Here is a 25,018-nt window from a genome sequence, read left to right as displayed (position 1 = left end):
CCGGCGGCGCAGGTGGTGGTCGGGGCCGAGGCCAGAAACAGCCGCAGCCCCCGGCGACCCTCAGCACGTCGCCGGGGGGAGGTCCTTCGAATCAGGCCGATTCCCGTTCCCGGGAGGAGCGGCGTCGACGACGGCGGAGCACGAGCACCGACAGGGCTGCGAGCAGCAGTATGCCGATGACACCGGCCGTGAGATAACCGTTGTTCGAGAGGGGCAGCATCTTCCCGCTCCGGCTTTCTCCGCTGTGTTGCGGGAAAGTGATGACGGCCCGGGCGGTCCGCTCGGTCAGCCCGCTCTTCAGACGGATCAGGGCTGTCCACGGACCAGCGGGTAGTTGTTTGTCCAGGGTTACCATTACCGGTTCGGACTGACCGGGTGCGAGGGTCTTGCCCAGCCGGGCAGGGAACGGGCCGGCACTCAGACCGCCCGGACCACGGGTGAGACCGAGTTCCCCGGTCATGTCCAAAGCCCGTCCGCCGGTGTTGCGGATTTGTGCGGTGGCGACCGGCCGTCCGTCCGGCAACCTGCTCGAGGAGAGGCCGGCGATGGCGAAGTCCGCCGGCGGAGGACCCCCGGGGCCCACCGACAGGTAAGTTCGAACACCAACCCGACTGACCTCGACCACGTTTTTGTTGCGCGTTGCGTGGGTTGTACCTGTTTCCGCCCAGATCGCAGCGTAGTGTTCCCCGGGAGATGCATCGCGGGGGACCGCGATTTTTGCCGTGACGGTCGCTTCCTCGTGGGGCTGCAGGGTCAGCAACGGCCGATCGATCGTGATCCAGGTGGTGAGCTCGTTGGGAGTGCGACCGGCGGAGACATTGAAGCCGCCCCGCTCGACCGAGGCCGCGCCCGCGTAGACCGCAAGACGTCGCTCGGTGTCGCTCAGGTTGCTGACGCTGATCCGTCGCTGGATGACCGTCCCTGGATTGAGATGATCGACGATATAGATCCGCGCGCGCGGATCGTCCACCGCGTCTGCCGGAACGTCGACCAACCGTATGCCGATGCTCTCCGGTGTGGAGGTCGCCGCTGATGTCGCCGCACCCGCGGGCCCGGTAAACGTGGTCGTGGTCGGGAGGACAGTCCCGACCACGACCACGGCGAGTGCTATGAGGACACGTCGCACAGTGAAGGTCATCCAGTTAGACGACCGAATGGGTGATCGTCGACGTGTACGTTCCAGTCACGGAACCGGCAGGAATGGGGACACTGATGCTGGGGTCCCACACGGCCGTGTTGTTTCCGGAGAAGGAGGTTCCCCCATCGAGGGTGACGGTGACCTGGGGAGACGTGGAGAGCGTCACGATGTTCGTGGTGATCTGGCTGGCCGGGATTCCTGTTGTTGTGACGACCCCCGGGTCGTAAGCGGCGCTTCCGAGAGCGTGTGTTCCGCTCGTGAACGGCGTCGCGCTCACCGAGGCGTTCCATGCGGCGGGGTCGGCACTGCGCTCGTCGGTGACCTGCACGTTGCCAAGTTGTCCGTTGAGCGTGGTGTCGGCCACGGATCCACTGAGGGCGATCGCCGCCGGCACCGTGATAGAAAGAACCCCGGTTGTGCTCAGCGTGACCGTTGCGGAGGTATTTCCCGTTGTATCCGCCAGGGCCGGTGCCGCAGACACTACGGCGAAGACCGCCACCGTAGTCGCCAGAAGTGGTACAAACTTGCGCACGGTAAACCTCGCAGTAATAGCGTACGAAACGTTGACTCGCCTAATCCGTTCAATTAAACGACGCTCGAGGAAGCTACCGTGGCCGATCCGCTCGCTCCGATGATGAGCGGTCGGCGTGTCGGCTCTTTGTTCGTCTCCTAGCGCTCCGGCCGTGGTTTTGTTATCACTTGATGCGGGTGGGCTGGCGGTGGGTGGCCTGGAGTCATGGGTGCGGGTCGGTCCTGGGACGCGGGCAGCAGATCTCCGCCGGTACCGGGGCGAAGGGCCACCACCACAAAGACTGGGTACGTCGTGACCTACCGTGGAGGTATGTGTCGCAACATCACCGAGCTGCGCGGTCTCGCCCCGCCCGCGACCGACGACGAGATCGAGGCCGCGGCCCTTCAGTTCGTCCGCAAGGTCAGCGGGCTGCGCCAGCCGCCGGCCGCCGCGGCCGAGGCGTTCGAGGTGGCCGTGGCCGAGGTCGCCGCGAGCGTGCACCGGCTGCTGGGCGAGCTGCCCGCGCGGCGAACACCACCGGCGACCGTGCCGCCGCTGCGCCGGCCGGAGGTCCAGGCCCGGCTCACCGCCACCGCCGCCACCGCCACCACCGCCACCGCCACCGCCACACAAGCACAAGCAGGGCACGCACCAGCAGTACCTGGGTCATAGCTGGGCATACTGAGGTCCGTGCCTGGAGCTTTGAGAGCTGTCGTTGGATCGCCCGCGGGGCGGCCGGTGAATCTGTGGTGGAGCCGGTGATCTCCCGTGTCGTCCTCGACGGTGAGCATCACTCCGCTCCGGCGCGCTCCGGCCCGCCGAAGGACACCCCGCCCAAGCCCGCTCCCCCGCCGATGCCGGGCTGGCGCCGGTTCCTGATCCCGCTCGGGCTCGTCGTCACGGTGCTGCTGCTTTTCGGCCCGAGCCTGTTCGCCGGAGCGCCGGACAAGCTGGCCTACTCGGACTTCGCCGGCCGGGTCGACGCCGGCCAGGTCCGTTCCGTCACGATCGACGACCAGGGTGCCGTCGACGGCACGCTCACCGACGGCAAGGACTTCACCACCCGGATCCCGACCGCGCTCGACAGCACGGCGCTGACGAGCAAGCTCGCGGCCAAGAAGGTCGAGATCACCGCGACCCGGACGGGGACGTCCTTCCTGTCGGTGCTGCTGAGCTTCCTGCCGCTGCTCCTGCTGATCGGTTTCTTCGTGTGGTCCGGCCGGATGGCCCGCCGCCAGCTCGGCGGCGGCGCCGGCGGTCCGCTCGGGATGTTCAGCCGCTCCCGCGCGAAGGTCACCGACGTGGTCCGTCCGGAGACCAGGTTCACCGACGTCGCCGGCTACGAGGGCGCGAAACAGGAGATCAGCGAGGTCGTCGACTTCCTGCGCCATCCCGACCAGTACCGCGAGGCCGGCGCGCACGGTCCGCGCGGCGTGCTGATGGTCGGCCCACCCGGCACCGGCAAGACCCTGCTCGCCCGGGCCGTCGCCGGTGAGGCCGAGGTCCCGTTCCTGTCGATCGCCGGGTCCGGTTTCGTCGAGATGTTCGTCGGCGTCGGCGCGTCCCGGGTGCGGGACCTGTTCGCCGAGGCACGCCGACGCGCGCCGTCGATCATCTTCATCGACGAGATCGACGCGATCGGCGGCCGTCGTGGGGGCAGCGCCTTCGGCGGCGCCAACGACGAACGCGAGCAGACCCTCAACCAGCTGCTGGCCGAGATGGACGGCTTCGAGGCGAGCAGCGGCGTTGTGATCCTCGCCGCGACGAACCGCCCCGAGACCCTCGACCGCGCGCTGCTGCGGCCCGGGCGCTTCGACCGCCAGGTCACCGTGCCGCTGCCGAACCAGTCCGAACGCGCCGAGATCCTCGCCGTGCACGCCCGCGGCAAGCACCTGACCGCGGACGTCGACCTCGTCCGGGTGGCCCGCGCAACCCCCGGGTTCTCCGGCGCGGACCTCGCCAACCTGATCAACGAGGCGGCCATCAACGCCGTGCGGGCGGGGCGGTCCACCCTGAGCGCCGCGGATCTCGACGCCGCGCGCGACCGGATCCTGCTCGGCCGCCGCGACGCGTCCAACGCCCTGCTGCCGGACGAGAAGCGGTCGGTGGCCGTGCACGAGTCCGGCCATGCCCTGGTCGCGGCGCTCTGCGCCGACGCCGATCCGGTGGCGAAGGTGACCATCCTGCCGGCGGGCATGGCACTCGGGGTGACCCAGCAGCTCCCCGAGGCCGAGCGGCACCTCTACAGCGAGAACTACCTCACCGACAGCCTCGCCGTGCGTCTCGCGGGCCGGGCCGCCGAGCTCGTCGTGTTCGGGCACGGGTCGACCGGCGCCTCGAACGACCTGGCCGGGGCGACGGCGCTGGCGACCCGCATGGTCCGCGAGTTCGGTCTCTCCGCGGAGATCGGCCCGGTCGGGTACGCCTCGGACGGGCCCGGCTACCTAGGCACCGACGAGATCGTCGGCCGCCCGTACTCGGAGCAGACCCAGCGGCTGATCGACTCCGAGGTGGCGCGGCTGCTCCGGGAGGCGGAGGCACGTTCCGTCGACCTGCTGCGCATGCACCGGGACGCCCTGAACGAGCTGACCGCCCGCCTGCTCGAGGAGGAGACGGTCGACGGAACGGTCGTGGACGAGATCGCCGCCGCCTCGGTGGCGAAGTTCGCCCACGCCCCGGGCGGCACCGGGCCGAACGGTGAGGGGCCGCAGGGGGGAATACCGCCCCAGATCAGCCTGGAGACCTGAACCCACGTCGGTCCGGCGGCCTGACGGGGTAGGCAGCTGTCATGATGCCGGAGCTGTCATGACGCCGGAGCGGGTCAGCCACACGTTCGAGGTCTGTGTGGTCGGCGGCGGGCCGGCCGGGATCATGCTCGGTCTGCTGCTCGCCCGGCACGGCCTGCGTACCTGCGTGCTGGAGAAGCACGAGGACTTCCTGCGGGACTTCCGCGGGGACACGGTGCACCCGTCGACGCTGACGCTGCTCGACCGGATCGGTCTCGGCGGGCCCACCCGGGCGCTGCCCGGACGCCGGGTGACCAGCCTCAGTTTCACCTTCGCCGACGGAACATTCCAGGTCGCCGACTTCGCCCGGCTGCGGACGGATCACCCCTACCTGTACTTCGTCCCGCAGTGGGACCTGCTGGAGATGCTCGCCCGCACCGGCGCCGAGATTCCCACCTTCACCCTCCTGCGCCGCCGGAACGTGACCGGCCTGCTCCGGGACGGCGGCGGGCAGGTCGTCGGGGTCACCGCCGAGGGCCCCGACGGACCGGAGACGGTGCGGGCCCGGCTCACCGTGGGCGCCGACGGCCGGGGATCGGTCGTGCGAACCCAGCTCGGCCTCCCGATGCGCCGGTTCGGCGCGCCGATGGACGTGCTGTGGTTCCGGCTCCCCCGGCGCCCCGAGGACGGCGCGGGGCTGGGCGGCCTCGCCGGGTCGGGCCGCCTGCTGGTGCGGATCGATCGGGGCGAGTACTGGCAGGTCGCCTACCTGATCCGCAAGGGCGGCTATGACGCGGTCCGCGCCGAGGGGATCGACGCGCTGCGCCGCGGCGTCGCGGCGGTCGCCCCCGACTTCGCCGACCGCGTCGGCGGCATCGGGAGCTGGGACGACGTCCACCTGCTCACCGTGCGGATCGACCGGGCCCGGCGCTGGTACGCACCCGGCGCTCTCATCATCGGGGACGCGGCCCACCCGATGTCACCGATCGGCGGGGTCGGGATCAATCTCGCCGTACAGGACGCGGTCGCCGCGGCCCGCCTGCTCGCCGGGCCGCTGCTGGCCGGCCGCGAGCCGGCCCGCGCGCCGACGCCACGGCAGCTCGCCGCGGTGCAGCGCCGCCGCCTCCCCCCGACCGTGCTCACCCAGCTGCTGCAGCGGGCCGCCCAGCGCGCGTTCCTCGGCCCAACCCTGGACGGACCGGCCGGCGGGTCGCCGCCCACAGCCCCCGCACTGCTCCGGCGCATCGCCCGAACCCCGGCGGCCCAGGGCGCGTTCGCCCACATCGTCGGCATCGGCTTCCGACCCGAGCTCCCCTGACCGCGCTCTCGCACCCGGCGGTCGGTCGCCGCCGGTCTCAGGGACGCGGGGACTGTGCCGACGCGGCGGTCGCGAGCCGGGCCAGCACCGCGGCGGAGATGGCGTCCAACGCGTCGACCTGGGCCTCGGTCAGGGCGTCGAACACATGCTCCCGGACGAACGTGACATGCGCGGGCGCGGCGCGCTCGATCACGGCCCGGCCCTGCGGGGTCAGGACGACCAGCGCGCCGCGGCCGTCCTCGGCGCATTCCTCCCTGACCACCAGGCCTCGGCGCTGCATCCGCGCGACGTGGTGGGACAGCCGGCTCTGCTCCCACGACAGCGCGTGGGCGAGCCGGCTCACCCGCAGCCGCCCCTGCGGCGCCTCGGTGAGGTGCACGAGGACGTCGTAGTCGGCCAGCGAGATGCCCGCGTCCGCGGTGAGTTCGCGATTCATCCGGGCGGCGAGCTCACCGGCCATGAGCAGGTAGCGACGCCAGGCCCGCTGCTCGTGTTCGGCGAGCCAGCGCACCTCGCCCGCAGCACCCGCCGGACCCGCAGCACCCGCCGGACCCGCAGCACCCACCGGACCGGCCGCACTCGCGGCGCCGGTCGCGGGCTGGAATACCTCGTCCGCACCTCTAGTTGACACGTCATATAGCTTAATGACACGTCATGAAGATGGAAAGGGGTCACCATGGCCAGCGCGACACTGAGCCCTCAGGTCGACATCCGCCGCGCGGACGACCGCGCGAAGACGAAGATCGCCTGGCTCGACTCGAAGCACTCCTTCTCGTTCGGCCAGCACTATGACCCGGCCAACACCCACCACGGGCTGCTGCTCGTCAGCAACGACGACACCGTTCGGGCGGGGACGGGCTTCGAGACCCATCCGCACACGGACATGGAGATCGTCACCTGGGTGCTGCAGGGGTCGCTCGTCCACCAGGACTCGACGGGCAACAAGGGCGTGATCTACCCGGGTCTCGCCCAGCGGATGAGTGCCGGCCGGGGCATCCTGCACTCGGAGAAGAACGACGCCTGGCGGCTGACGAGTGACACCGAGCCCCACGACGACCCGGTCCACTTCATCCAGATGTGGGTCGTTCCGGACGAGCGTGGCATCGACCCCGGCTACGAGCAGCTGGAGATCGACAACGAGCTGCTCCGGGGCGGCCTCGTGACCGTCGCCTCCGGCATGGACCGGCACGACGGCGCATCGGCGATCCGCATAAAGAACCGGTACGCGGCGCTGCACGTCGCGCGGCTCGCGCCGGGGCAGAGCGTGGAGCTGCCCGACGCCCCCTATCTGCACCTCTTCGTTGCACGCGGCGAAGTCAACCTGGAAGGGGCCGGCCCGCTGCACGAGGGCGACGCGGTGCGGTTCACCGCCGTCGGCGGCCAACGGGTGACCGGTGTCGAGCCCGCCGAGGTCCTGGTCTGGGAGATGCACGCCGGTCTGTCCGCCTGACCCACCCGGGCGGCCCGGCGGCCCACCACCGGGCGCCGGGCCGCCCGGCTGCCCGGCGCGGCTGCTGCTGACGCCGCGGCCGGCGGCCTCCCTCCCTTCCGCCCCTGATTCGGGTGGGAGGCCGTCGGCGTGGAGCGTTGCCGTGCCGTGGCCTCGGGACGCAGACTGCCGACCCAGTCCCGAGGTTCCGCAGACGCGCGGTGCCGTCCGACCAGCCGCCCCTGACCCTCCGGTGGCCCGCCGACACCGATCGGCGAGCGCCGAAAGGACTCCATGTGCGGGCAGTGCTGACCGCGGCGACACTGACCTCGACGATCACCGCGGTCCTTGCCGCCCCGGCCGTCGCCGCGGCCGCGAGTGGCCCCCCACGACCCGCGTCGAACGGGCCCGCCGTCGTCGCGCTCGGTACCGAGGACCTGATCGGCCCGATCGAGGTCCACGTCGACCTGGGCCCGGACGCGGACCAGAACCAGCCAGACCTCTTCGGCACCACCGAACCGGACGACGACCGAGGCGCCGAACCGGGTGAACAGCCCGAACCGGCCGCCGGGCACCGCCACGCCGCGCGCCCCGGGAACACGCCCGCGGGCAAGCCCAGCCAGGCGACCGGCGTCCCCGCGGGTCGCGGCGGCGGAAACGGCCCAGCAGCCACCGGGGGTGACAGCGCTCCGACCACCGCAGCCGCAGCCGCCGCGGTCGGCGCGGTCGGCGCGGGCCCTCCGGTCGGCGCTGCCCAACCAGCTGGCGGGGCACAGCCAGCTGGCGGGGCACAGCGAGCCGGCGCAGCTCAGCCAGCCGGTGGGGCTGCACGTGGCGTGCCTGGCTCCGGCACCGCACGATCCGAGACGACGGACGTGGGCCCGCCACCGGCCTCACCACCGGTGGCGACACCGCCCGAAGCCGCGGACGACCCCGTCGGCGACCGCTCCGGGCCCTCCGGATCACGTCAGGGCAACCGCGCCCACGATCGCGGATCGCCCACGAGCGGAGGGGCGGTGAGGTCCACGGCCGAGCGGGCCCTTCTCACCGGAACGGCCACACTCGGGGTGGTGCTCGCCGCCGCCGGTCTGGCCGCCGCCCCACTCGCCCGCAGACTGAGCCGACGAACACTCCACCGACGTTCCCGGCGCGCCCCGCGCACCCCGTACGCCACCGCACGCAGGCCCGGGCATCCTCACCGGTCGCCCGCCGACGAAATCACCCCGGACCCGTTTCCCACCCTCGACGACATTCCCGCCCAGCGCTAGAGCCAGCACCCTGCCAACCCGATGAGCAAAATCCGGAGCTTCGGCTGTGCCTGCTGCCGGGCAAGAGTTGAGGATCGTGGTCGTTCTGGCGACCAAATCCTCAGATCTTGCGGACTATCAAGCGACTCTGCGCCCTTTTGTCTCACTTGATATGAATTTCTGGCGCTGCGCGACGGTGCACCCAGGTCTCAGGCGGTTCGGCTCGGTCTGGGCTGTCAGCTCTGGACGAGGTCGGCGTATTCGGGGTGGCGGTCGATGAACGCCCTGATGAACGGGCACCGCGGAACGACCGCGAGGCCCTCGGCGCGTACCGCGTCCAGCGCCGCGGCGGCGAGGGTCGACCCCACCCCGGTGCCCTTGAAGGCCGGGTCCACCACGGTGTGCACGAACGTCACCGCCGACTTCGTCCGGGTGTAGGTGGCGAAGCCGGCGACCTCACCGGTCTCGGTCCGGGCTTCGAAACGGCTGGCTGGGGCGTTGTCGACAACGGTGACGTCCATAGCGCCATCCTGGCCGGTGGCTCCGTCGGGGGCTATCGGACCCCGTTCAACCGATCTGGAGGATCTCGTCGACCCCGCGACGGGGCGTGCCGGCAAGCGGCGGCAGGGCCGGGTCGGGGCGGCCCAGGCGCAGCATCATCTGGGCGTGCCCGGTGGCTCCGATCACCGCGCCCAGCTGCGCGCGGCTGGCGGTGAGGTCGATCACCTGGCCCAGCGGTGAGGCGGCCAGCCCCCGGGCGGTCGCGGTCAGCATCACCCGCCCCGTCGCACCGCCGGCGATCAGCCAGTCGACGGGCCGGTCGCTGTCGGTGCCGACCACGAGAACAGTCGGGCGCTCCACCGGCCCCTCCCCCGGGGCCGCCGCCTCGGTGCCGCTGTCTGCTGCGCCCGTAGCGCCCGTAGCGCCCGCGGCGTCGTTCCCGCCGTCGACGCCGAAATCCCGCAGGACGAACTCCGACTGGCGCTCCCCGGCCACGTCCGGCACCGCGCTGGACGGAATCCCGTCCGCCGCCGCCGACGGCTCATGGCGCCACTGGCGCAGCTCGGCGGCGTACTCGGGGTCATGGGACTCGTGCCAGTCGGCGCGGGACAACAGCACGGAGGTCTCGATCCGCGAGTCCGTGTCGTCCACGAACCAGGCCCAGGCGGATTCGGCCTCGACGGCGTGACGCAGCGCCGACAGGTCATCCGTGGTCAGCCGCCCGCGCTCGCCTGCCAGGAACGGCCGGCGGTCCGTGTGGCGCTTCGCCATGGCCGCGACGAGGTCGGCCTCGGCCGGGCTGGCCGGCCGGCGCCCGCTCACCGTGAGGGTGGCGAGCGGCTGGTCCGCCGCGGGCACGCCCGTCTCGTCGTCGGCGAACGGGCCGAGCACCGCGTCGGCCAGCAGACCGCGTGAGCGCGCCGCGAGACGGGCGAAGGCCAACGAGGCGCCGCAGCTGATCAGGAGCTGGCGCCCCTCGGGATCGGCGACCTGCAACAGCCTGGCGGGGTCGGCGAACAGGTGCAGCCCCGCCGCGTCCAGCCGCCAGCGCCAAGGCTGGGTGTTGTGAATGGACGGCGCGAGCGCGGCCAGCTCGACGATCGCGCGGGCGTCACTCTCTGTCAGCCGCATGGCGGTGCCGACCATGGCCTCTCCCGTTCGTCGACGACCCGGCAATCCTCGTGCGCGACCGACAGCCATGCGTGCAGGACCCCGGTCACCCGCAGGAGCCCATTGTCGCCTTCTCGCCGGCTCGCCGGGCCGCGCCGCTCCAACGTCCGCCCTACCCAGCCTTCCAACGTTCGCCCTACCAGCCTTCCAGTGTTCGCCCTACCAGCCTTCCAGTGTTCGACCTACCCAGCCTTCCAGTGTTCGACCTACCCAGACTCGCGAACGTTGGACCTGCCCGGACCGACTCCGTCACCCGCTCAGGCGACGCAGCGCTCGGCGGCCTGGAACGCCTCGCCTTCGGGCACCGTCGTCTGGATCACCCTGGCCGTCGGCCACGGCTCGGCCCATGCGCTCATCGCCCTGTGCACGGTGGACATGGCACCGGCGGTGGTCGAGGGCTTGCCGGACCCCACCGTGCCGGACGCCCCAGACAGCCCGGACGCCCCAGACGGCCCGGAGGCCGGCTGGCGGGCCGCGTCACGCCGTGCCAGCCGGGCCGCCGCCACCTCGGGCGAGGTCACGCAGCGCAGCTCGATCAGCTCCGCTCCGGTCTCCCGCGCGAGCCGCGCGGCCGCGGCGCGGTGGCGCCCGTCCGACCACGAGGCGTCGATGATCACCGTCTCCCCGCCGGCCAGGAAGGCCCGGGCCCGCGACAGCAGCTCCGTGTACGTCCGCGCGGTGATCTCCGATGCCAGCGGCCACACGTAGGAGTTGTCCGTGCCCACCTCCTCGGCGGAGAACCGCGCCCGCACCTCGTCGGAGCGGATCAGCACCCGGCCGCCGTCGCCGGCGGCAAGCCGACCGGCCAGGGTCGTCTTCCCGGTGCCGGGCAGGCCCCCGACGAGCACGAGCCGCACCCGCGCGCGGCGCAGATGCCGGTAGGCGATGTCGGCGAGACGGCGAGCCTGCTCCCCCGCGGCGGCCGCGACCGCGGCCGCCTCGACCAGCGCGCGGTAGGCGATGTGCAGATGCTCCAGCGAGCGCGGGTGCGCCGTTCTGGCGAACTCCTGGTAGGCGCGCAGGAGAAGGTCGGCGTCCTCCGATGACCCGAGGCGCTCCAGCTCCACCGCGAGCAGCGCGACGTCCCCGAGGACGTCGTCGTGCCGCCCGTCGCCCTCGGCCCGGGCGAGGATGCGCGGCCCGTCGTCCAGGCAGTAGATGTCGTCGGCCCGCAGGCTTCCGTGCCCGTCGCGGACCCACCCGCCCGTGACCCGCTCGGCCAGCATCGCGCCGCGGCCGGCGAGGTACGCCCGGGCCAGCCGGCCGATCTCGTCCACCAGCTCGGCCTCGAGCACCGTCCCCCGGAACGCGGCGGCGGCGGTGATCGCCTCCTGCCACCGTGCCTCGGACCGCCCGGGATCGTCGACGCCGCTCCCGTGGGAGCTCTCGCAGCGCGCGTGGAACCCGGCGACGGCCCGCGCGACGGCGCGGACCTCCTCGTCGATGTGACCACCCCGCCGGAGCAGGGACGCGAGCTGGCGACCGGCCGGCAGCCGGCGCAGGACGACAGCGTGATCCTGGACGACGCCGCCGTCGTCGACGACGTCCGCCACGCCGAGGTAGACGTCCGGTGCCAGCGGCCGGTTCCGCGCCACCTCGGCACGGCACGCCGCGAGCCGGGTCAGCAGGCCACGGAAGGCGGGCTCGCCCGGGTCCAGCGGCCGGCGCCGTTTGAGGACACGGTCGCCGGTCAGGCAGAGCACCGCGTCGGCCGTCTCGACCACCCGGCCGCCGGCGCCCGGCCGTGACCAGAGCACGGCGGGAACGGGCCTCGCGGCCATCTGCTCGACCGGCATGGCACCTCTCTCCGCACCGTTGCGTCCGGCATCCATCGTTACGGCCACCCGGGCGGCGCAGCGCCCGCGAGCGGCCCCGGAAACCGGGCCTTTCGTACCTGAGAGAGCTGCCTTCAGTCCCCTGAAACTCCTGCGGAGGACTACCCCGCACCCGGCGCTGCCGGCCGGCCGGCCAGACCGGGCAGCCGGCCAGACCGGGCCGACCGAGCAGACCGGGCCGACCGAGCAGACCGGACAGCGCAGCGGAACCGGTCAGCGCAGCGGAACCGCCCAGCGCAGCCGGGTGCCCCCGGACGGGCCGGCGGCGATGTCGAACGTTCCGCCCAGCTCCTCCGCGCGGCTGCGGAGGTTGTCCAGGCCGCTGCGCCGGCTGGTGTCCCCCAGACCGACCCCGTCGTCGGTGACCTCGGCGCGCAGCCAGCCCTGCCCGACCGTCACCGACAGCTCAGCCCGGCTCGCGCGTGCGTGCCGGGCCACGTTGGACAGGCTCTCGCGCGCGACGGCCAGCAGGTGGTCGACGGTCTTGCCCGACAGCACGGAGTCGAGCGGTCCGTCGACCCGCAGCCGGGGGCTGAACCCGAGGGCCTCGCCGACCTCCTCCACGATCTCGACCAGCCGGGCACGCACGCCCGCCCCGCCGCTGGACCGCCTCCCCCGCAGCTCGAACACCGTCGAACGGATCTCCCGGATGGTCGCGTCGAGGTCGTCGACGTAGGTGCTGAGCCGGCCCGCCGCCGGCGCGCGGTCCTCGGCCGCGGCCATGCCCTGCAGGCCGAGCGCGACCGCGTACAGCCGCTGCATGACATGATCGTGCAGGTCGCGGGCGATGCGGTCGCGGTCCTCCAGGACGAGCAGCCGGTCCCGGTTGGCACGGGAGGTGGCCAGGCCGAGAGCCACCTGGACGTGCCCGGCGAACGTCGCCGCCATGTCGAGGTCGGTGTCGGCGAACGGCCGGCCACCGGTCTCCCGTGCCAGGACCACCGCGCCCGGCCGCGTCTGCGTGCCCACCAGCGGGATGACCATGATCGGCCCGATGCCGACCGCGCCGAGCCCGGAGCTGCCCGGCTCCAGGGTGGCGTCGTCGACGAGCACGGGCCGGCCGTCGGCGACCGACCTGCCGGCCAGCGTCACCTCCGTCGGGACGACCTGGCCGACCAGGCTGTCCGCGGCCAGGCCGTCGGCCGCCTCGATCAGCAGCTCCCCGGTGACCTCGTCCGCCAGCAGCACGCAGGCCAGATCGGCGTCGGCGACCTCCCGGGCGCGCCCGACGATCAGCGCCAGCGGCTCGGCGCCGTCCGCCAGCAGGTGGCGCATGATGTCGGCGGACGCCTGCAGCCACTGCTGGCGCCGCTGCGCCGCTCCGAACAGCCGCGCGTTCTCGATCGCGACACCGGCGCTGGCGGCCAGGGCGAGGACCAGCTCCTCGTCCTGCGCGGTGAACCGCCGCCCGCCGCGCTTCTCGGTGAGGTAGAGGTTGCCGAAGACCTCGCTGCGGACCTTGATCGGCACGCCGAGGAAGGTCCGCATCGGCGGATGCCCCGGCGGGAACCCGACCGCGTGGTCATGCGCGGCGATGTCGTCGAGGCGGACGGGCCGGGGGTCGGCGGTCAGCAGGCCGAGCACGCCCTCCCCGCGCGGCAGGTGGCCGATCCTGCGGACCAGGTCGGCGTCCATTCCGACGTGGATGAACTGCTCCATCCGCCCGTCCCGGGCGATCACGCCGAGGGCTCCGTAGCGGGCGTCGACAAGCTCGCAGGCCGCCTCGGCGATCCGGCGGAGCACGACCTCCAGGCTCAGGTCGGCGGCGACCGCGCGATGGGCCCGCAGCAGGCTGCGCAGCCGGCCCTGGGTGGTCATCACCTCGTGGGCCCGCTCGACCAGCTGGACCATCAGCTCGTCCAGCTCAAGGCGGCCAGCCTGGGTGGGCGGGGCCTCGCCGAACGAGTCCGGGACCGGGAGCGGAGCCGGGGCGTCCAGGAGCTTCTCACTGTCGATCATCTCCCCGGCCTCCCGCCCGTCCAGCAGCTCCCGGAGTCGTCGAATCCCCAGCAGCCGCGGTGTCTCCAGCGACCCGCCGTCGGTGTCGTCGCCAGGGCTGTTATCACCACAGGCGCCCTCGAGCCACGGGTCCATGGTCTACAGACGCTATCGAACATCAGGGAAGCACAGCTTCGATCATCGGCCCAGCCATCGCACTGGGTGACCATGGCGGCCCCGCCATGACCTGGCCGGACGGCGCGGACCGCCGGAGACGCTGGTCATCACCACCGGCCACAGCTACCGAGACGGGTGCCACAAGGACCCATCCGGTCGGGCCTTCCGGCACCCCCGGGCACCATCCGGGCCGCACGGCTCTTCCGGCCAATCCACGCACCGGCTCTTGCACGTGCACCTTCAAACCCGGATGATCGGTCCGGGCTGGCGCGCCCCGACAGTGTCCGACCTCCAGCGGAGCCAGCCTTCGGAGCCAGCCTTGTATCCCACGCGGTCGCTGTGCCTTCCCGTTGACCTGCGGTTGATGGTGGTCGTCGCCGGCACCGTTCTCCTGATCATGTCAGGCACCTCGGAAGGCTCACCCACGCCGGAGTGGCGGCTGCCCGCGGCCTCACTGCGGCTCGGCGAGCCGGCCCGGGAGACGGCGCTGCGGCTGGCGGCCGACGCGGCCGCACCGCTGGCCGACGGGGCGGCGCTCACACTGGCGCACACGGCGCACCACCGGATCGGAGGTGAGGAGCAGATGACCCTCTACTTCCTGCTGGAGAGCGCAGAGAAGGCGACAGCGGCGACGGCAGTGGCAGCGGCGACGACGGCGCGGGAGCCGGCAGGACGGCCGGGGCAGGCGTGCTGGCGGTCGCTCGCCGGCCTCCCCGCGGGGCTGGAGAGGTTGGACCATGCCGTCCTTGTCGCCTGGCAACATGGCGAGGCCTATTCCGAGCCGGGCTGGCACCCCGTCCGGCCGCCGTCACCCAGCAGCCTTTCACCGCTTGAGGAGCTCCGTGCCCACTGAACAGCCGGGAAGCGGATTCGCACCTCCGGCACCCCCGTATGGTGGACCGGCCCGGCAAATCGTTACGGTCGATGCCGCATCTGCGGTCCGCACCAGGGGGCGGGCGTAAAGAATCGACCTGACGGTGCCTGACCATCCAAGGCGCGGATTCGTCCGGCGAACAACGAGGGGGGCGGCTCTTGCGCGGCCGCGACATCGACTATGACCGTCCGACACTCATCGGATGCGGTCGCTGCGATGTGCGTTGGACGGCGCTGACCGCTGCGCACTGCCCAACCTGCCACGAGACCTTTGTGGGAAGCGAAGGGTTTGATGCGCACCGCGACGACGGTCACTGTGTGCCGCCCGTCGACGCTGGGCTGTGCGCGGACGGCGGCTACTGGCGCCGCGACGACGAACGGGCCCCGGGGCGGCTGCTGACCCTCCCGCGCCAGATCACCACCGACCCGGTCGTCCGTCCCGCCTGATCGCCCCCCATCCGGCGGGGCTCAGGCGTTGATCGCCGCGCTGCGCCGGGCGGAGCCCGCGAGCGCGGCCCGCAGGGATGCCGGGGCGACGACCCGAACGTGCGGGCCCAGCGCCCACAGCTGCGACTCGGCGACTTCCGGGCCCTCGAACCACACGTCCAGCTCGCGCCAGCCGTCGGCGTCGGGCACGCCGGCCGTGGCCAGGGCCCGCCGTACGACGAGCGGATCCAGCACCCCGGCGAGGATCCGCTCCCCGAGCGCGGTGAGCGCCAGGCGCGCCGGCCAGCTGTGCAGGGACCGGACGAAGTCCTCCTTCGATGCGGCCCACCAGCGGTCCAGCCGGAAGTCCGCGGGCCGGGTGAAGCTCGCCCGCGGGCCGGGCACCGGTTCCGCCGCGGCGATCCGGGCGACGCGGTAGCTGCGTATGTCACCGTCCTGGCCCGCGACCAGGTACCAGACCCCCGCCTTGAGGACCAGCCCGAGCGGCTCGACCTGGCGCCGCACCAGCCGGTCCGTCCGGTCCGCCCTGTCCGGTCGATCCGTTCTGTCCGGCACATCCGTTCTCTCCGGCCGGCCGTACCGGATGTCGAGCCGGTGCCCGGCCCAGACCGCCGCGGCGACGGCGGCGAGGCACGGCACCGGCTCCGTGTCGGTGAACCAGCCCGGCGCGTCCAGGTGGAACCGTTCGCCGACCTGCCCGGCCCGGACGCGCAGCTGCGGGGGCAGGGTCGCCAGCACCTTGCCCCGCGCGGCGGCGGCGACGGCGTCCAGCCCGAGGCCGGCGAGCGCGTCACCGCCGGCCCCCGCCAGCAGCAGCGCGGACGCCTCGTCGCCGGTCAGCCCGTCCAGCCGGGTCCGCCATCCCTCCACCAGGCGGATCCCTCCGCGCGGCCCCGGCTCGGACCACACCGGCACGCCCGCCTGGGCGAGCGCGGCGACATCACGCCGCACGGTGCGGACGGACACCTCGAACCGGGCGGCGAGATCGGCGGCGGTGGCCCCGCCGTGGGACTGGAGATGCAGCAGGAGGGCCATCAGGCGGCTGGATCGCACCCGGCGAAGGTAGCTCCGATCCCTGACAGCAGATGTCACCGTTCGGGGTGAGGCTTGGGCCATGACTGTGAGCTGGAACGAGTTCGAGACGGCGGAACCGGACTTCGGGCGGGCCGTGCGCGAGCGGTTCGCCGCCTACCGCCACCACGTGCTGGCGACCGTGCGCGCGGACGGATCACCTCGGGTGAGCGGCATCGAGACGAACTTTCTGCTGGGTGAGCTGTGGCTCGGCGGCATGCCGGGTGCGCGCAAGTCGGCGGACCTGATCCGGGAGCCCCGGTTCGCGCTGCACGCGAACCCGGGCCCTGGCGCCGACATGCAGGACGGTGATGCCCGGGTGGCCGGCCGGGCCGTGCCGGTCACCGACCCGGGCACGCTGCGGAGCTTCGTCGACGAGGTGAAGCCACCGACGCCGTTCGACCTGTTCCGGGTGGAGGTCACCGAAGTCGTCCGGATCTCGGTTGCCGGCGACGAGCTGATAGTCGAGAGCTGGCATCCCGACGGCCGTGGCCTGCGCGTTCTGCGCCGTGGTAACGACGACGCGCCGGCCCGGGAGGAATAGCCCACACCGTGCGTCCGGGCACCGCCGGTCCGCAACGGCATTTCTTGACCCTGAGAACGGCGTACTCATACGTTCGATTTGCGGGTGTGTCGCTCGCGCCGAACCACCGCGACGAGCGACCGCGACGAGCGGAAATGTTCCGTACGTTCCGTACTGGCTTCCGGCTGGCCCGTTCCGGGCTTCCGGTTGGCCCGCGCCAGCTTCTGGTTGAGGAGTGCCGTGGAAAACGCAGTGATCGTCGACATCGTGCGCACCGCTTCCGGGCGAGGCAAGCCCGGTGGAGCGCTGTCCGAGATCCACCCCGTCGAGCTCCTCGCGGCGACGTTGAAGGCGCTGGTCACCCGGAACGACATCGACCCCGCGATCGTCGACGACGTGATCGCCGGCTGTGTCAGCCAGGCCGGGGAGCAGACGGCGAACATCGCCCGCAACGCGGTGCTCTCCGCCGGCTACCCCGAGTCGGTGCCGGGGACCACCGTCGACCGGCAGTGCGGCTCGAGCCAGCAGGCCATGCACTTCGCCGCGCAGGGCGTCATCGCCGGCGCCTACGACGTCGTCGTGGCCTGCGGCGTCGAGTCGATGAGCCGGGTCCCGATGCGCTTCGCCTCGGTGGGACGGGATCCGTCCGGGCCGGGCATGCGCGCGCGCTACCCCGAGGGCCTCGCCAACCAGGGCGTGGGCGCCGAGCTGATCGCGGCGAAGTGGAAGCTGACCCGCGAGGAGCTCGACGAGTTCTCCGCCCGGTCGCACCAGCGAGCGGCGGCGACCGCCGCGGCCGGTGGCTTCGACAACGAGATCATCCCGTTCGAGGCGGTCGCCCCGGACGGCAGCACGTTCACCCACACCGTCGACCAGACCGTCCGCCCGTCGACCACGGCCGAGGGGCTCGCCGGGCTCAAGCCGTCGTTCTACACCGAGCAGTACGCCGAGCGCTTCCCGCAGATCGGCTGGCACATCACCCCGGGCAACTCCTCGCCGCTCAGCGACGGCGCGTCCGCCGCACTGATCATGAGCGAGTCGAAGGCGTCCGCGCTGGGCCTGCGGCCACGGGCCCGCTTCCACTCGTTCGCACTGGCCGGTGACGACCCGCTGTACATGCTGACCGCGCCGCTGCCGGCGACGCAGAAGATCCTCAGGCGCTCCGGTCTGAGCCTGGACGACATCGACGCCTACGAGGTCAACGAGGCGTTCGCGTCCGTCCCGCTGTTCTGGGCGAAGGAGCTCGGCGCCGACCCGGCGAAGCTCAACCCGCGCGGTGGCGCGATCGCGCTGGGCCACCCGCTCGGCGGTTCCGGGGTCAAGCTGATGGCGACGATGCTCAACTACCTGGAGGCCACCGGCGGGCGCTACGGTCTGCAGACGATGTGTGAGGGCGGCGGCATGGCCAACGCGACGATCATCGAACGCCTGTAAGTTCGTTTTCCGGGCCGCTCGGGGCCGTTCGAGACCGTTCGGGTCTGGCGTCGGGTTTGGCGTTGCTCCAGTTACTCCAGGTTGTTCGGGGAGGCAGTGTGTCCGGTCCGCTGAGCGGGCTGCGGGTCGTGGAGCTCGCGGGTATCGGCCCCGGGCCGCACGCCGCGATGATCCTCGCCGACCTCGGCGCGGACGTCGTCCGCGTGCAGCGGCCGAACCTGGGCGACGGCCCCGACGACTGGCTGCTGCGCGGCCGGCGCCTGCTGCGGGTCGACCTGCGCAGCCCCGAGGGCCTCGCGCAGACGACGGAGCTGATCGCCCGGGCCGACGTGCTGATCGAGGGCTACCGGCCCGGAGTGGCCGAACGGCTCGGTCTCGGCCCGGAGCAGTGCCTGGCGCGCAACCCCCGGCTGGTCTACGCCCGGATGACCGGCTGGGGCCAGACCGGTCCGCTCGCGCACCGCGCCGGCCACGACATCAACTACATCTCGCTGACCGGTGCTCTGCACGCCATGGGCAGCAACGCCGACGAACGCCCGGCACCGCCGCTGAACCTGGTCGGCGACTACGGCGGCGGCTCGATGTTCCTGCTGGTGGGGATCCTCTCCGCGCTGCTGGAACGCGGGCGTTCGGGCCAGGGCCAGGTCGTCGACGCGGCGATCGTGGACGGAACCAGCGTCCTGCTGCAGATGATGTGGGCCTGGCGCGCCATGGGCGACTGGCACGGCTACGGCGACTGGTCCGACGAGCGGGCGTCCAACCTGCTCGACGGCAGCCGGCCCTTCTACGACACCTACACCTGCTCCGACGGTGGCCACGTCGCCGTCGGACCGCTGGAACCGCAGTTCTACGCCGAGCTGCTCAAGGGCCTCGACCTGGACGCGGCACAGCTGCCGGACCAGAACGACCCGGCCGGGTGGCCGGTGCTGCGCGAGGCCTTCACCACCGCCTTCGCCGCCCGCACCCGCGACGAGTGGGCAGCGCGCTTCGACGGGACGGACGCCTGTGTCACGCCGGTCCTGAGCCTGGCCGAGGTGTCGGCGGATCCGCACATGTCCGCCCGCGGCGCCGTGGTGGACGTCGACGGGGTCCCCCAGGCCGCGCCCGCGCCCCGCTTCTCCCGCAGCCCCACGCCCGTACCCCCCCGCGCGGTCTACGGCGAGCCGGACGCCGTCCTGGCCGAATGGGCGAGCGCACCGCCGGCCGGGTGACCCGCATCCGACTCACCCGCACCCGGATCACCCGCACCCGGATCACTCGTTCCCGGATCACGCACATCCGACCCATCCACGTCGAGGTGAGAGCCGCCTGAACGCGGCGGACGTCGCGCTGCTCCTCGGCGCCGGGATCCTCGCGGGCATCACCAGCACCGTCGCGGGGTTGGCGTCCCTCGTCTCCTATCCGGCGTTGCTCGCCGTGGGCCTGGAGCCACGGACCGCGAACATGACGAACACCGCGGCCCTGCTGTTCGTGGCGCTCGGTGCCGCGCTCGGCTCGCGTACCGAGCTCGCCGGCCAGGGCGGGCGGGTCGCCCGCTTCGGCGCCGCCACCCTCACCGGCGGGGCCCTCGGCGCGGTGCTGCTGATGACCACCCCGGCCCGCGCCTTCGAACTGGTCGTGCCCTGGCTGATCGTCGGCGCCGCGGTGCTCCTGGTGCTCTCGCCTCGCCTTCGGCCGGCGGCCGGTGACACCGCCGCCGGCCCCCGCGGCCCCGGCCTGCTGGCCGCCGTGTTCGGCGTCTCGATCTACACCGGGTACTTCGGCGCGGGTGCCGGCGTCGCCCTGCTGGCGATCATGGCTGTGATGATCCCGGAGCCGCTGGCCCGTGTGAACGCGGTGAAGAACGTCGCGTCGGGCTTCTCCAACGCGGTCGCCGCGGTCCTGTTCGCCGTCGTGGGATCGGTTGCCTGGACGGCGGCCGCCCCGCTGGCCGCCGGGCTGCTCGCCGGCGGCGCCATCGGCCCCCGCATCGTCCGGGCGCTGCCCGCCGAGCTGCTGCGCTGGATCATCGCGGCCGCGGCGGTCGGCCTGGCCGTGTCCCTGGCTCTCGACGCCTACCGCTGAAGCCCAGCCCGGCCCGGCCCCTGTTCTCCTCGCCACCGGTCGAGGTGGGCCCGAGGAGTTGAGGATTCCGGTCGCGCCAGAGCCCGCAGCATCATCCCGAGCTTCGGGAAGCCGTTGCTGCTGAGCAAGAATCGAGGATCCCGGCCGTAAGGACGACCACAATTTCATGATCTTCCAACAGTGACCTCGGGCCGCACCCCGGACAGCCGTTGCGACCAGGCAAGAGATGAGGATCGTGGTCGTCGGGACGACGAAAAGCCCATGATCTTCGAGCGGTGGCGATCCCAGCCGCACACTCCCGACTATCGATCTTGGTCCACGTGATTTCGTGACGGGCACCACCCGGCAGCAAGCAGTCACAGCGGCCAGTCACAGCGGCAGCCCGGTCGAAGTGGCAGCTCGGGAACCGCGGCACATCCGGAAGGTTATCCCGTATACATCCGGGTATTTGGCGGCTCAGCGGATATTCCCCCTTTACGGAAGGAGCGCCCGATGGCAACCCGGGTGCGCACTCGGACCTACGGCAGCGTCAGCCTCGGATTTCTTCTTTACCTGGCCATCGGACTCATCGTCACCATCAGCCAGGACTACTGGAACGTCACCGACTGGGACGGTGCCACCCTGCGCCACTTCTTCACCGCGGTGGTCGCGACACTGGCCTGGCCGCTGGCCATCTTCTACTCCATCGGCCTGACCCCGCGATAGACGTCCACTGCCACGCGACCCACGCCGCTGGCCGGCACGCCGCCGGCCGTGCGGTCGTGCGGCCCTGTGTGGCCGGCCGACTGGCAGGTGCTCGCCGAGCGGGACCCGGCGGCGCGGCCGTGGCGGCCCGTGCGCGGTGCCGTCTCCCACCTCCGCGCACGGCGGGAGACGGCACCGGCCAGCGCCGCTGGCGGATCTCAGCCGCCCGATGCCGAGAAGAACGTCGTCACCCGCAGCTCGGTCAACACCGTGGCCGCACAGCCCACGCCGGCGGCCACCGAGCCAGGCCCGGCAGCCACGGGACCAGCCGCAGGCCCAGGCGCTGACCCACGCCCGGCAACACCGTCCGACGGAAGCCCACCGTCCGCGGCGAGCCCACCGCCCGACGGGAGCAGCCCCGCAAAGCCGTCCACCGGCAGCGGACCTGTTGCACCGGGAGGGACGACGCGCAGCCCAGCCGGCCTGGCCGGTGCATCCGGGCAGCTCGGGAACAACCCGGCGGCGGTCATGGCGAGACCGGCCTGCGCCCGTCCGCCGACCGCCAGCGGCACCGGCGGCCCGACCGGACCCTGGGCAACGGCTGCCGGGCCGAGCCCGTCGCCGGCCTCGTCGACCTGGAAAACCAGCGGGTAGCCACGCAGCTCACAGGACCGCCGCCCGACGTTGACCACGCTCAGCTCGGCGTACGTCTGACCCGCGCCGTGTTGGACGTCCGTCACTTCGGCGCGAAGCTCACCCGAGTCGCAGGAAATGCCGCCGCCCGGCACGTCACCGGCCGCGGCCATTCCGGCGAAACCGGCCACCGCGAAAACTGCCACCGCGAGCGTGGCGGCCATCCCGGTCGAGGCCAGGACGTGGAAACCCGCCCCGCACCTTTCCGACGGCATTTCCGGCCGGCGCGAGGCGGACGATTCGAGGATGCGCGGAGAAAGCGGAGAAAGACGCATGACGCCCTCCCGGATCCCCCGATCTGGGCCCGTTCCGAACTCCCGGGAAACGATGTTCCCGGGCACCGATCACCTTCCCCTTTCCCAGGGCCGCCACACCTGCGGTCTCGTCGCCGACCGTGACAGTGACGAAGCGCACCATTGCGTGGCCGAGCCCATCCGAGGCCGAGCGCCCATCGAGCGGGTCCCGCGGCGCGAGCCGGTCCGCGGGTGAGCCGGTCCGTGCGAGCCGCAGGCGGCGGTCGCGCTTCGGGCTGGTGCTCGGTGCGGATGGTGAGCAATCATGCGCCCGGGGCCCCGCCAGTACCCGCCGTACCACACGGTGGCCCCCTGGACCGACACACATCCCACAGGCCATCGTGAAACGGTCCGCACCCGGCAGGCGTTGAACCGGCTTGACGGGGGTAGGCAAACAGCTGGGCGACTGTCGGGCCCGACAGCGTCCCACCCGACGGAAGGGATCATGAACAGTACCGACGATGCCGGATGTAGTTCCGGCCGACCCACGCGTAGGGAAGCGCCCGCGGGGGTCGATCGGTGACAGAGGCGCTCCTTCTGCTCCTGAGTATTGTGCTGGTGGTGACCTGCGGCGTCTTCGTAGCCGCGGAGTTCGCGTTCGTCACCGTTGACCGACCTTCCGTCGAGCGTGCCGCCGACGCGGGCGACCGGTCCGCGGCCGGGGTGCTGACCGGGCTGCGGCAGCTGTCCACCCAGCTCTCCGGGGCACAGCTCGGTATCACCATCACGAACCTGGCCATAGGTTTCCTCGCCGAGCCGGCCATCGCAGATCTACTTGAAGGCCCGCTCACGAGCCTCGGGGCTTCCCACGGCGTCGCACGTGGCGTCTCCGTGGCTCTCGCCCTGGTCCTCGCGACCGCGTTCACCATGCTCTACGGGGAGCTCGTGCCCAAGAACCTGGCGATCGCCAGGCCGCTGGGCACGGCGCGGGCCGTGCAGCGCCCGCAGCGGGTCTTCACCCGGGCTGTCCGTCCCCTGATCCATTCGCTGAACAGCACCGCGAACGCGCTGCTGCGGCGGGTCAACATCGAGCCCCAGGAGGAGCTCGCCTCGGCGCGATCGCCGCAGGAGCTGTTCTCCCTGCTCGGGCGCTCGGCCGAGCACGGCACCCTGCCCCGGGAGACCGCGACGCTCATGCAGCGCTCGCTGACCTTCGGTGACCGCGTGGCCGAGGACGTCATGACACCCCGCATGCGCATGCAGTCGATCGACGCGGACGCACCGGTCAGCGAGGTGATCAACGCCGTCCGGCGGACCGGCCACGCCCGGTTCCCGGTCATCGGGGACGGCAGTGACGACGTCGTCGGGCTGATCCACGTCAAGCACGCGGTGAGCGTGCCCGAGGAGCTGCGCGACACGACGACGGTGCGGGAGGCGATGGTCCCCGCCGTGACCGTGCTGTCCTCGATGCCGCTCGACCCGCTGCTGGAGACGCTGCGGTCGGGCGGTCTTCAGATGGCCATCGTCGTGGACGAGTTCGGCGGGACGGATGGTCTGGTCACCGCGGAGGACCTCATCGAGGAGATCGTCGGCGACGTCATCGACGAGCATGACCGCGTCAGCCCCCGGGCCTTGCGCCGCCGGGACGGCACCTGGCTGCTCTCCGGCCTGCTGCGGCCCGAGGAGGCCAGCGAGGTCACCCGCCTGCGGATCCCGGCCGACGAGTCGTACCAGACACTGGGTGGCCTGATGTCGCGCACGCTGGGGCGGATCCCCCGCGCCGGCGACACGATCACGCTCGAGGGCATCCGCTACGAGGTGGAACGGATGGACGGTCGGCGGGTCGACCGGATCAGGCTCGGGGCCGGCCGATGAACGACGTCATCGCGCTGGCGGTGACGGTCGTGCTTCTGGCCGGCAACGCCTTCTTCGTCGGCGCCGAGTTCGCGCTCATCTCCGCGCGGCGGGACACCATCGAGCCGCGGGCCGCGGCCGGCTCGCGCGCCGCCAAGGTGACGCTCCACGCCATGGAGCACGTGTCGCTGATGCTCGCGGGCGCCCAGCTCGGTATCACGGTGTGCACGCTCGGCCTCGGCGCGCTGAGCGAGCCCGCCATCGCGCACCTGCTGGAGGCGCCGTTCGAGGCGGTCGGGCTGCCGACCTCGATGCGGCATCCGGTGGCGTTCGCGATCGCGCTCACCCTGGTGACCTACCTGCATGTGGTCATCGGTGAGATGGTTCCCAAGAACCTCGCGCTGGCCCTGCCGGACCGGGCGGTCCTGCTGCTCACCCCGCCCCTGGTCGCCGTGGTGCGGGCGGTGAAGCCGGTGATCTCGGCTCTCAACCTGGTCGCGAACCTCACCCTGCGGGCACTGCGGGTGGAGCCGAAGGACGAGGTCACCAACGTCTACACCCGCGACGAGGTGGCCGGGCTCATCGAGGAGTCGCACCGCGAGGGCCTGCTGGCCGAGGACGAGCACGACCTGCTCACCGGCGCGCTGTCCTTCGACGAGCGCACCGCCCGCAGTGTGCTGCTCCGGCCGGAGGCACTGGTCACCGTCGCACCCACGGTCACGCCGCGGGAGGTCGAGCAGCTCGCCGCCGACACGGGCTTCACCCGTTTCCCGGTCCGTGGCGAGGACGACGACCTCGTCGGCTACCTGCACCTCAAGGACGTCCTGGAGAACCGTGAGGACCGCAGGTCCGCGCCGGTCGCGCCGAAGTGGATCCGGCCGCTGGTGCGGGTCGGCGCGGACGAGAGCCTGCGCACGGTCCTGGCGACAATGCAGCGCTCCGGGTCGCATCTGGCCCGGCTCTCCGACGAGACCGGCCGCATCCTCGGGCTGGTGGCGTTGGAGGACATCCTGGAGGAGCTCGTCGGCGAGATCCGCGACGAGGCGGCCCACCAGCCCGCCTGAGGCCGGCCGCGGGCGGCGTGCGGGTCGCCCGCGTGCGGGTCCGCCCGCGTGCGGCTGCGGTGTGTCCCTGAGCCGGAAGCTCAGGGAC

At 72.4% G+C, this 25,018-nt stretch carries 22 protein-coding genes and 1 pseudogene; 14 read left to right on the top strand and 9 right to left on the bottom strand.

Annotated elements, in window-relative coordinates:
* Nucleotides 1–91 precede the first annotated feature (91 nt).
* The gene (locus tag FREUN1FDRAFT_RS08000) at nt 92–994 is read right to left on the bottom strand and encodes a DUF916 domain-containing protein (RefSeq protein WP_232295092.1); all 903 of its coding nucleotides are present in this window, start codon (nt 992–994) and stop codon (nt 92–94) included.
* A gap of 148 nt (nt 995–1,142) precedes the next feature.
* Nucleotides 1,143–1,670, bottom strand: a complete 528-nt coding sequence (locus FREUN1FDRAFT_RS07995; RefSeq protein ID WP_006539487.1) for a hypothetical protein — start codon at nt 1,668–1,670, stop codon at nt 1,143–1,145.
* 309 nt (nt 1,671–1,979) lie between these two features.
* Here FREUN1FDRAFT_RS07995 and FREUN1FDRAFT_RS07990 point away from each other — a divergent pair.
* From FREUN1FDRAFT_RS07990 to FREUN1FDRAFT_RS07980, 3 genes and pseudogenes are all read left to right on the top strand, one after another.
* Nucleotides 1,980–2,234, top strand: a pseudogene (locus tag FREUN1FDRAFT_RS07990) (DUF2277 domain-containing protein); the annotation flags it as partial.
* Nucleotides 2,235–2,407: 173 nt separating this feature from the next.
* On the top strand, nt 2,408–4,396 hold the full coding sequence (ftsH, locus tag FREUN1FDRAFT_RS07985; RefSeq protein ID WP_006539485.1) for an ATP-dependent zinc metalloprotease FtsH: 1,989 nt from the start codon (nt 2,408–2,410) through the stop codon (nt 4,394–4,396).
* 58 nt (nt 4,397–4,454) lie between these two features.
* Nucleotides 4,455–5,693 (top strand): FAD-dependent oxidoreductase, encoded by a 1,239-nt coding sequence (locus FREUN1FDRAFT_RS07980; protein ID WP_006539484.1) that lies wholly within the window; start codon nt 4,455–4,457, stop codon nt 5,691–5,693.
* 37 nt (nt 5,694–5,730) lie between these two features.
* Here FREUN1FDRAFT_RS07980 and FREUN1FDRAFT_RS07975 read toward each other — a convergent pair whose 3' ends face one another.
* The gene (locus FREUN1FDRAFT_RS07975; RefSeq protein WP_232295091.1) at nt 5,731–6,324 is read right to left on the bottom strand and encodes a MarR family winged helix-turn-helix transcriptional regulator; all 594 of its coding nucleotides are present in this window, start codon (nt 6,322–6,324) and stop codon (nt 5,731–5,733) included.
* A gap of 45 nt (nt 6,325–6,369) precedes the next feature.
* Between FREUN1FDRAFT_RS07975 and FREUN1FDRAFT_RS07970 the strand changes: the two genes are divergently transcribed.
* Together FREUN1FDRAFT_RS07970 and FREUN1FDRAFT_RS07965 are read left to right on the top strand one after the other, a co-directional pair.
* Entirely contained in the window at nt 6,370–7,143 is a 774-nt protein-coding gene (locus FREUN1FDRAFT_RS07970) for a pirin-like bicupin family protein (protein ID WP_006539482.1), read from the top strand.
* Between the two features lie 275 nt (nt 7,144–7,418).
* Complete coding sequence (locus FREUN1FDRAFT_RS07965) at nt 7,419–8,390, top strand: hypothetical protein (protein ID WP_006539481.1); 972 nt, start codon at nt 7,419–7,421, stop codon at nt 8,388–8,390.
* Between the two features lie 215 nt (nt 8,391–8,605).
* Here the strand turns inward: FREUN1FDRAFT_RS07965 and FREUN1FDRAFT_RS07960 are convergent, their stop codons facing one another.
* The 4 genes from FREUN1FDRAFT_RS07960 to FREUN1FDRAFT_RS07945 form a co-directional block, all read right to left on the bottom strand.
* Nucleotides 8,606–8,890, bottom strand: coding sequence for a GNAT family N-acetyltransferase (locus FREUN1FDRAFT_RS07960; protein ID WP_006539480.1), 285 nt, complete (start codon nt 8,888–8,890; stop codon nt 8,606–8,608).
* 46 nt (nt 8,891–8,936) lie between these two features.
* Entirely contained in the window at nt 8,937–10,016 is a 1,080-nt protein-coding gene (locus FREUN1FDRAFT_RS07955; RefSeq protein ID WP_006539479.1) for a hypothetical protein, read from the bottom strand.
* Nucleotides 10,017–10,297: 281 nt separating this feature from the next.
* Complete coding sequence (locus FREUN1FDRAFT_RS07950; RefSeq protein WP_006539478.1) at nt 10,298–11,836, bottom strand: AAA family ATPase; 1,539 nt, start codon at nt 11,834–11,836, stop codon at nt 10,298–10,300.
* A 252-nt stretch (nt 11,837–12,088) separates the two neighbouring features.
* Complete coding sequence (locus FREUN1FDRAFT_RS07945; RefSeq protein WP_006539477.1) at nt 12,089–13,969, bottom strand: GAF domain-containing protein; 1,881 nt, start codon at nt 13,967–13,969, stop codon at nt 12,089–12,091.
* A 340-nt stretch (nt 13,970–14,309) separates the two neighbouring features.
* Here FREUN1FDRAFT_RS07945 and FREUN1FDRAFT_RS07940 point away from each other — a divergent pair, with 340 nt between their 5' ends.
* Nucleotides 14,310–14,843: a hypothetical protein gene (locus FREUN1FDRAFT_RS07940; protein ID WP_006539476.1), complete on the top strand. Its 534-nt coding sequence runs from the start codon at nt 14,310–14,312 to the stop codon at nt 14,841–14,843.
* Nucleotides 14,844–15,181: 338 nt separating this feature from the next.
* Nucleotides 15,182–15,310, top strand: a complete 129-nt coding sequence (locus tag FREUN1FDRAFT_RS47360) for a hypothetical protein (RefSeq protein ID WP_255348195.1) — start codon at nt 15,182–15,184, stop codon at nt 15,308–15,310.
* 21 nt (nt 15,311–15,331) lie between these two features.
* On the opposite strand, the gene FREUN1FDRAFT_RS07930 is transcribed toward FREUN1FDRAFT_RS47360, so the two are convergent.
* Nucleotides 15,332–16,345, bottom strand: coding sequence for a YafY family protein (locus FREUN1FDRAFT_RS07930; RefSeq protein WP_006539474.1), 1,014 nt, complete (start codon nt 16,343–16,345; stop codon nt 15,332–15,334).
* A 79-nt stretch (nt 16,346–16,424) separates the two neighbouring features.
* On the opposite strand from FREUN1FDRAFT_RS07930, the gene FREUN1FDRAFT_RS07925 reads away from it, so the two are divergent.
* The 5 genes from FREUN1FDRAFT_RS07925 to FREUN1FDRAFT_RS07905 all read left to right on the top strand — a co-directional run bounded on the left by FREUN1FDRAFT_RS07925 (nt 16,425) and on the right by FREUN1FDRAFT_RS07905 (nt 21,107).
* The gene (locus FREUN1FDRAFT_RS07925) at nt 16,425–16,925 is read left to right on the top strand and encodes a pyridoxamine 5'-phosphate oxidase family protein (RefSeq protein WP_006539473.1); all 501 of its coding nucleotides are present in this window, start codon (nt 16,425–16,427) and stop codon (nt 16,923–16,925) included.
* A gap of 219 nt (nt 16,926–17,144) precedes the next feature.
* Nucleotides 17,145–18,338, top strand: coding sequence for an acetyl-CoA C-acyltransferase (locus FREUN1FDRAFT_RS07920; protein WP_006539472.1), 1,194 nt, complete (start codon nt 17,145–17,147; stop codon nt 18,336–18,338).
* A 98-nt stretch (nt 18,339–18,436) separates the two neighbouring features.
* The gene (locus FREUN1FDRAFT_RS07915) at nt 18,437–19,549 is read left to right on the top strand and encodes a CaiB/BaiF CoA-transferase family protein (protein ID WP_006539471.1); all 1,113 of its coding nucleotides are present in this window, start codon (nt 18,437–18,439) and stop codon (nt 19,547–19,549) included.
* A gap of 97 nt (nt 19,550–19,646) precedes the next feature.
* On the top strand, nt 19,647–20,402 hold the full coding sequence (locus tag FREUN1FDRAFT_RS07910) for a sulfite exporter TauE/SafE family protein (protein WP_255348197.1): 756 nt from the start codon (nt 19,647–19,649) through the stop codon (nt 20,400–20,402).
* A 492-nt stretch (nt 20,403–20,894) separates the two neighbouring features.
* On the top strand, nt 20,895–21,107 hold the full coding sequence (locus FREUN1FDRAFT_RS07905; RefSeq protein WP_006539468.1) for a hypothetical protein: 213 nt from the start codon (nt 20,895–20,897) through the stop codon (nt 21,105–21,107).
* A 197-nt stretch (nt 21,108–21,304) separates the two neighbouring features.
* Here the strand turns inward: FREUN1FDRAFT_RS07905 and FREUN1FDRAFT_RS39570 are convergent, their stop codons facing one another.
* Nucleotides 21,305–22,054 carry a DUF4232 domain-containing protein gene (locus FREUN1FDRAFT_RS39570; protein WP_006539467.1) on the bottom strand — a complete coding sequence of 250 codons (750 nt, stop codon included), beginning with the start codon at nt 22,052–22,054 and terminating at the stop codon, nt 21,305–21,307.
* Nucleotides 22,055–22,591: 537 nt separating this feature from the next.
* Here FREUN1FDRAFT_RS39570 and FREUN1FDRAFT_RS07895 point away from each other — a divergent pair.
* Both FREUN1FDRAFT_RS07895 and FREUN1FDRAFT_RS07890 read left to right on the top strand, forming a co-directional pair.
* The gene (locus FREUN1FDRAFT_RS07895; RefSeq protein ID WP_006539466.1) at nt 22,592–23,887 is read left to right on the top strand and encodes a hemolysin family protein; all 1,296 of its coding nucleotides are present in this window, start codon (nt 22,592–22,594) and stop codon (nt 23,885–23,887) included.
* Entirely contained in the window at nt 23,884–24,930 is a 1,047-nt protein-coding gene (locus FREUN1FDRAFT_RS07890; RefSeq protein WP_006539465.1) for a hemolysin family protein, read from the top strand. Before FREUN1FDRAFT_RS07895 ends, FREUN1FDRAFT_RS07890 begins: the two co-directional genes overlap by 4 nt.
* Nucleotides 24,931–25,018 lie beyond the last annotated feature (88 nt).

The organism is Parafrankia sp. EUN1f, assembly GCF_000177675.1.
In the GTDB taxonomy this organism is placed as follows: domain Bacteria; phylum Actinomycetota; class Actinomycetes; order Frankiales; family Frankiaceae; genus Parafrankia.
Note: the sequence above shows the minus strand (reverse complement) of the source record. Positions and strands in the feature narration are given on the sequence as shown.

Excerpts from the sequence above, each read along its gene's own strand:
- FREUN1FDRAFT_RS07905 (WP_006539468.1), top strand. The coding sequence starts at position 20,895 with ATGGCAACCCGGGTGCGCACTCGGACCTACGGCAGCGTCAGCCTCGGA.
- FREUN1FDRAFT_RS07960 (WP_006539480.1), bottom strand. The coding sequence starts at position 8,890 with ATGGACGTCACCGTTGTCGACAACGCCCCAGCCAGCCGTTTCGAAGCC.
- FREUN1FDRAFT_RS07925 (WP_006539473.1), top strand. The coding sequence starts at position 16,425 with ATGACTGTGAGCTGGAACGAGTTCGAGACGGCGGAACCGGACTTCGGG.
- FREUN1FDRAFT_RS07955 (WP_006539479.1), bottom strand. The coding sequence starts at position 10,016 with ATGGTCGGCACCGCCATGCGGCTGACAGAGAGTGACGCCCGCGCGATC.
- FREUN1FDRAFT_RS39570 (WP_006539467.1), bottom strand. The coding sequence starts at position 22,054 with ATGCGTCTTTCTCCGCTTTCTCCGCGCATCCTCGAATCGTCCGCCTCG.
- FREUN1FDRAFT_RS07945 (WP_006539477.1), bottom strand. The coding sequence starts at position 13,969 with ATGGACCCGTGGCTCGAGGGCGCCTGTGGTGATAACAGCCCTGGCGAC.
- FREUN1FDRAFT_RS07980 (WP_006539484.1), top strand. The coding sequence starts at position 4,455 with ATGACGCCGGAGCGGGTCAGCCACACGTTCGAGGTCTGTGTGGTCGGC.
- FREUN1FDRAFT_RS07930 (WP_006539474.1), bottom strand. The coding sequence starts at position 16,345 with ATGGCCCTCCTGCTGCATCTCCAGTCCCACGGCGGGGCCACCGCCGCC.
- FREUN1FDRAFT_RS07950 (WP_006539478.1), bottom strand. The coding sequence starts at position 11,836 with ATGCCGGTCGAGCAGATGGCCGCGAGGCCCGTTCCCGCCGTGCTCTGG.
- FREUN1FDRAFT_RS07970 (WP_006539482.1), top strand. The coding sequence starts at position 6,370 with ATGGCCAGCGCGACACTGAGCCCTCAGGTCGACATCCGCCGCGCGGAC.
- FREUN1FDRAFT_RS07890 (WP_006539465.1), top strand. The coding sequence starts at position 23,884 with ATGAACGACGTCATCGCGCTGGCGGTGACGGTCGTGCTTCTGGCCGGC.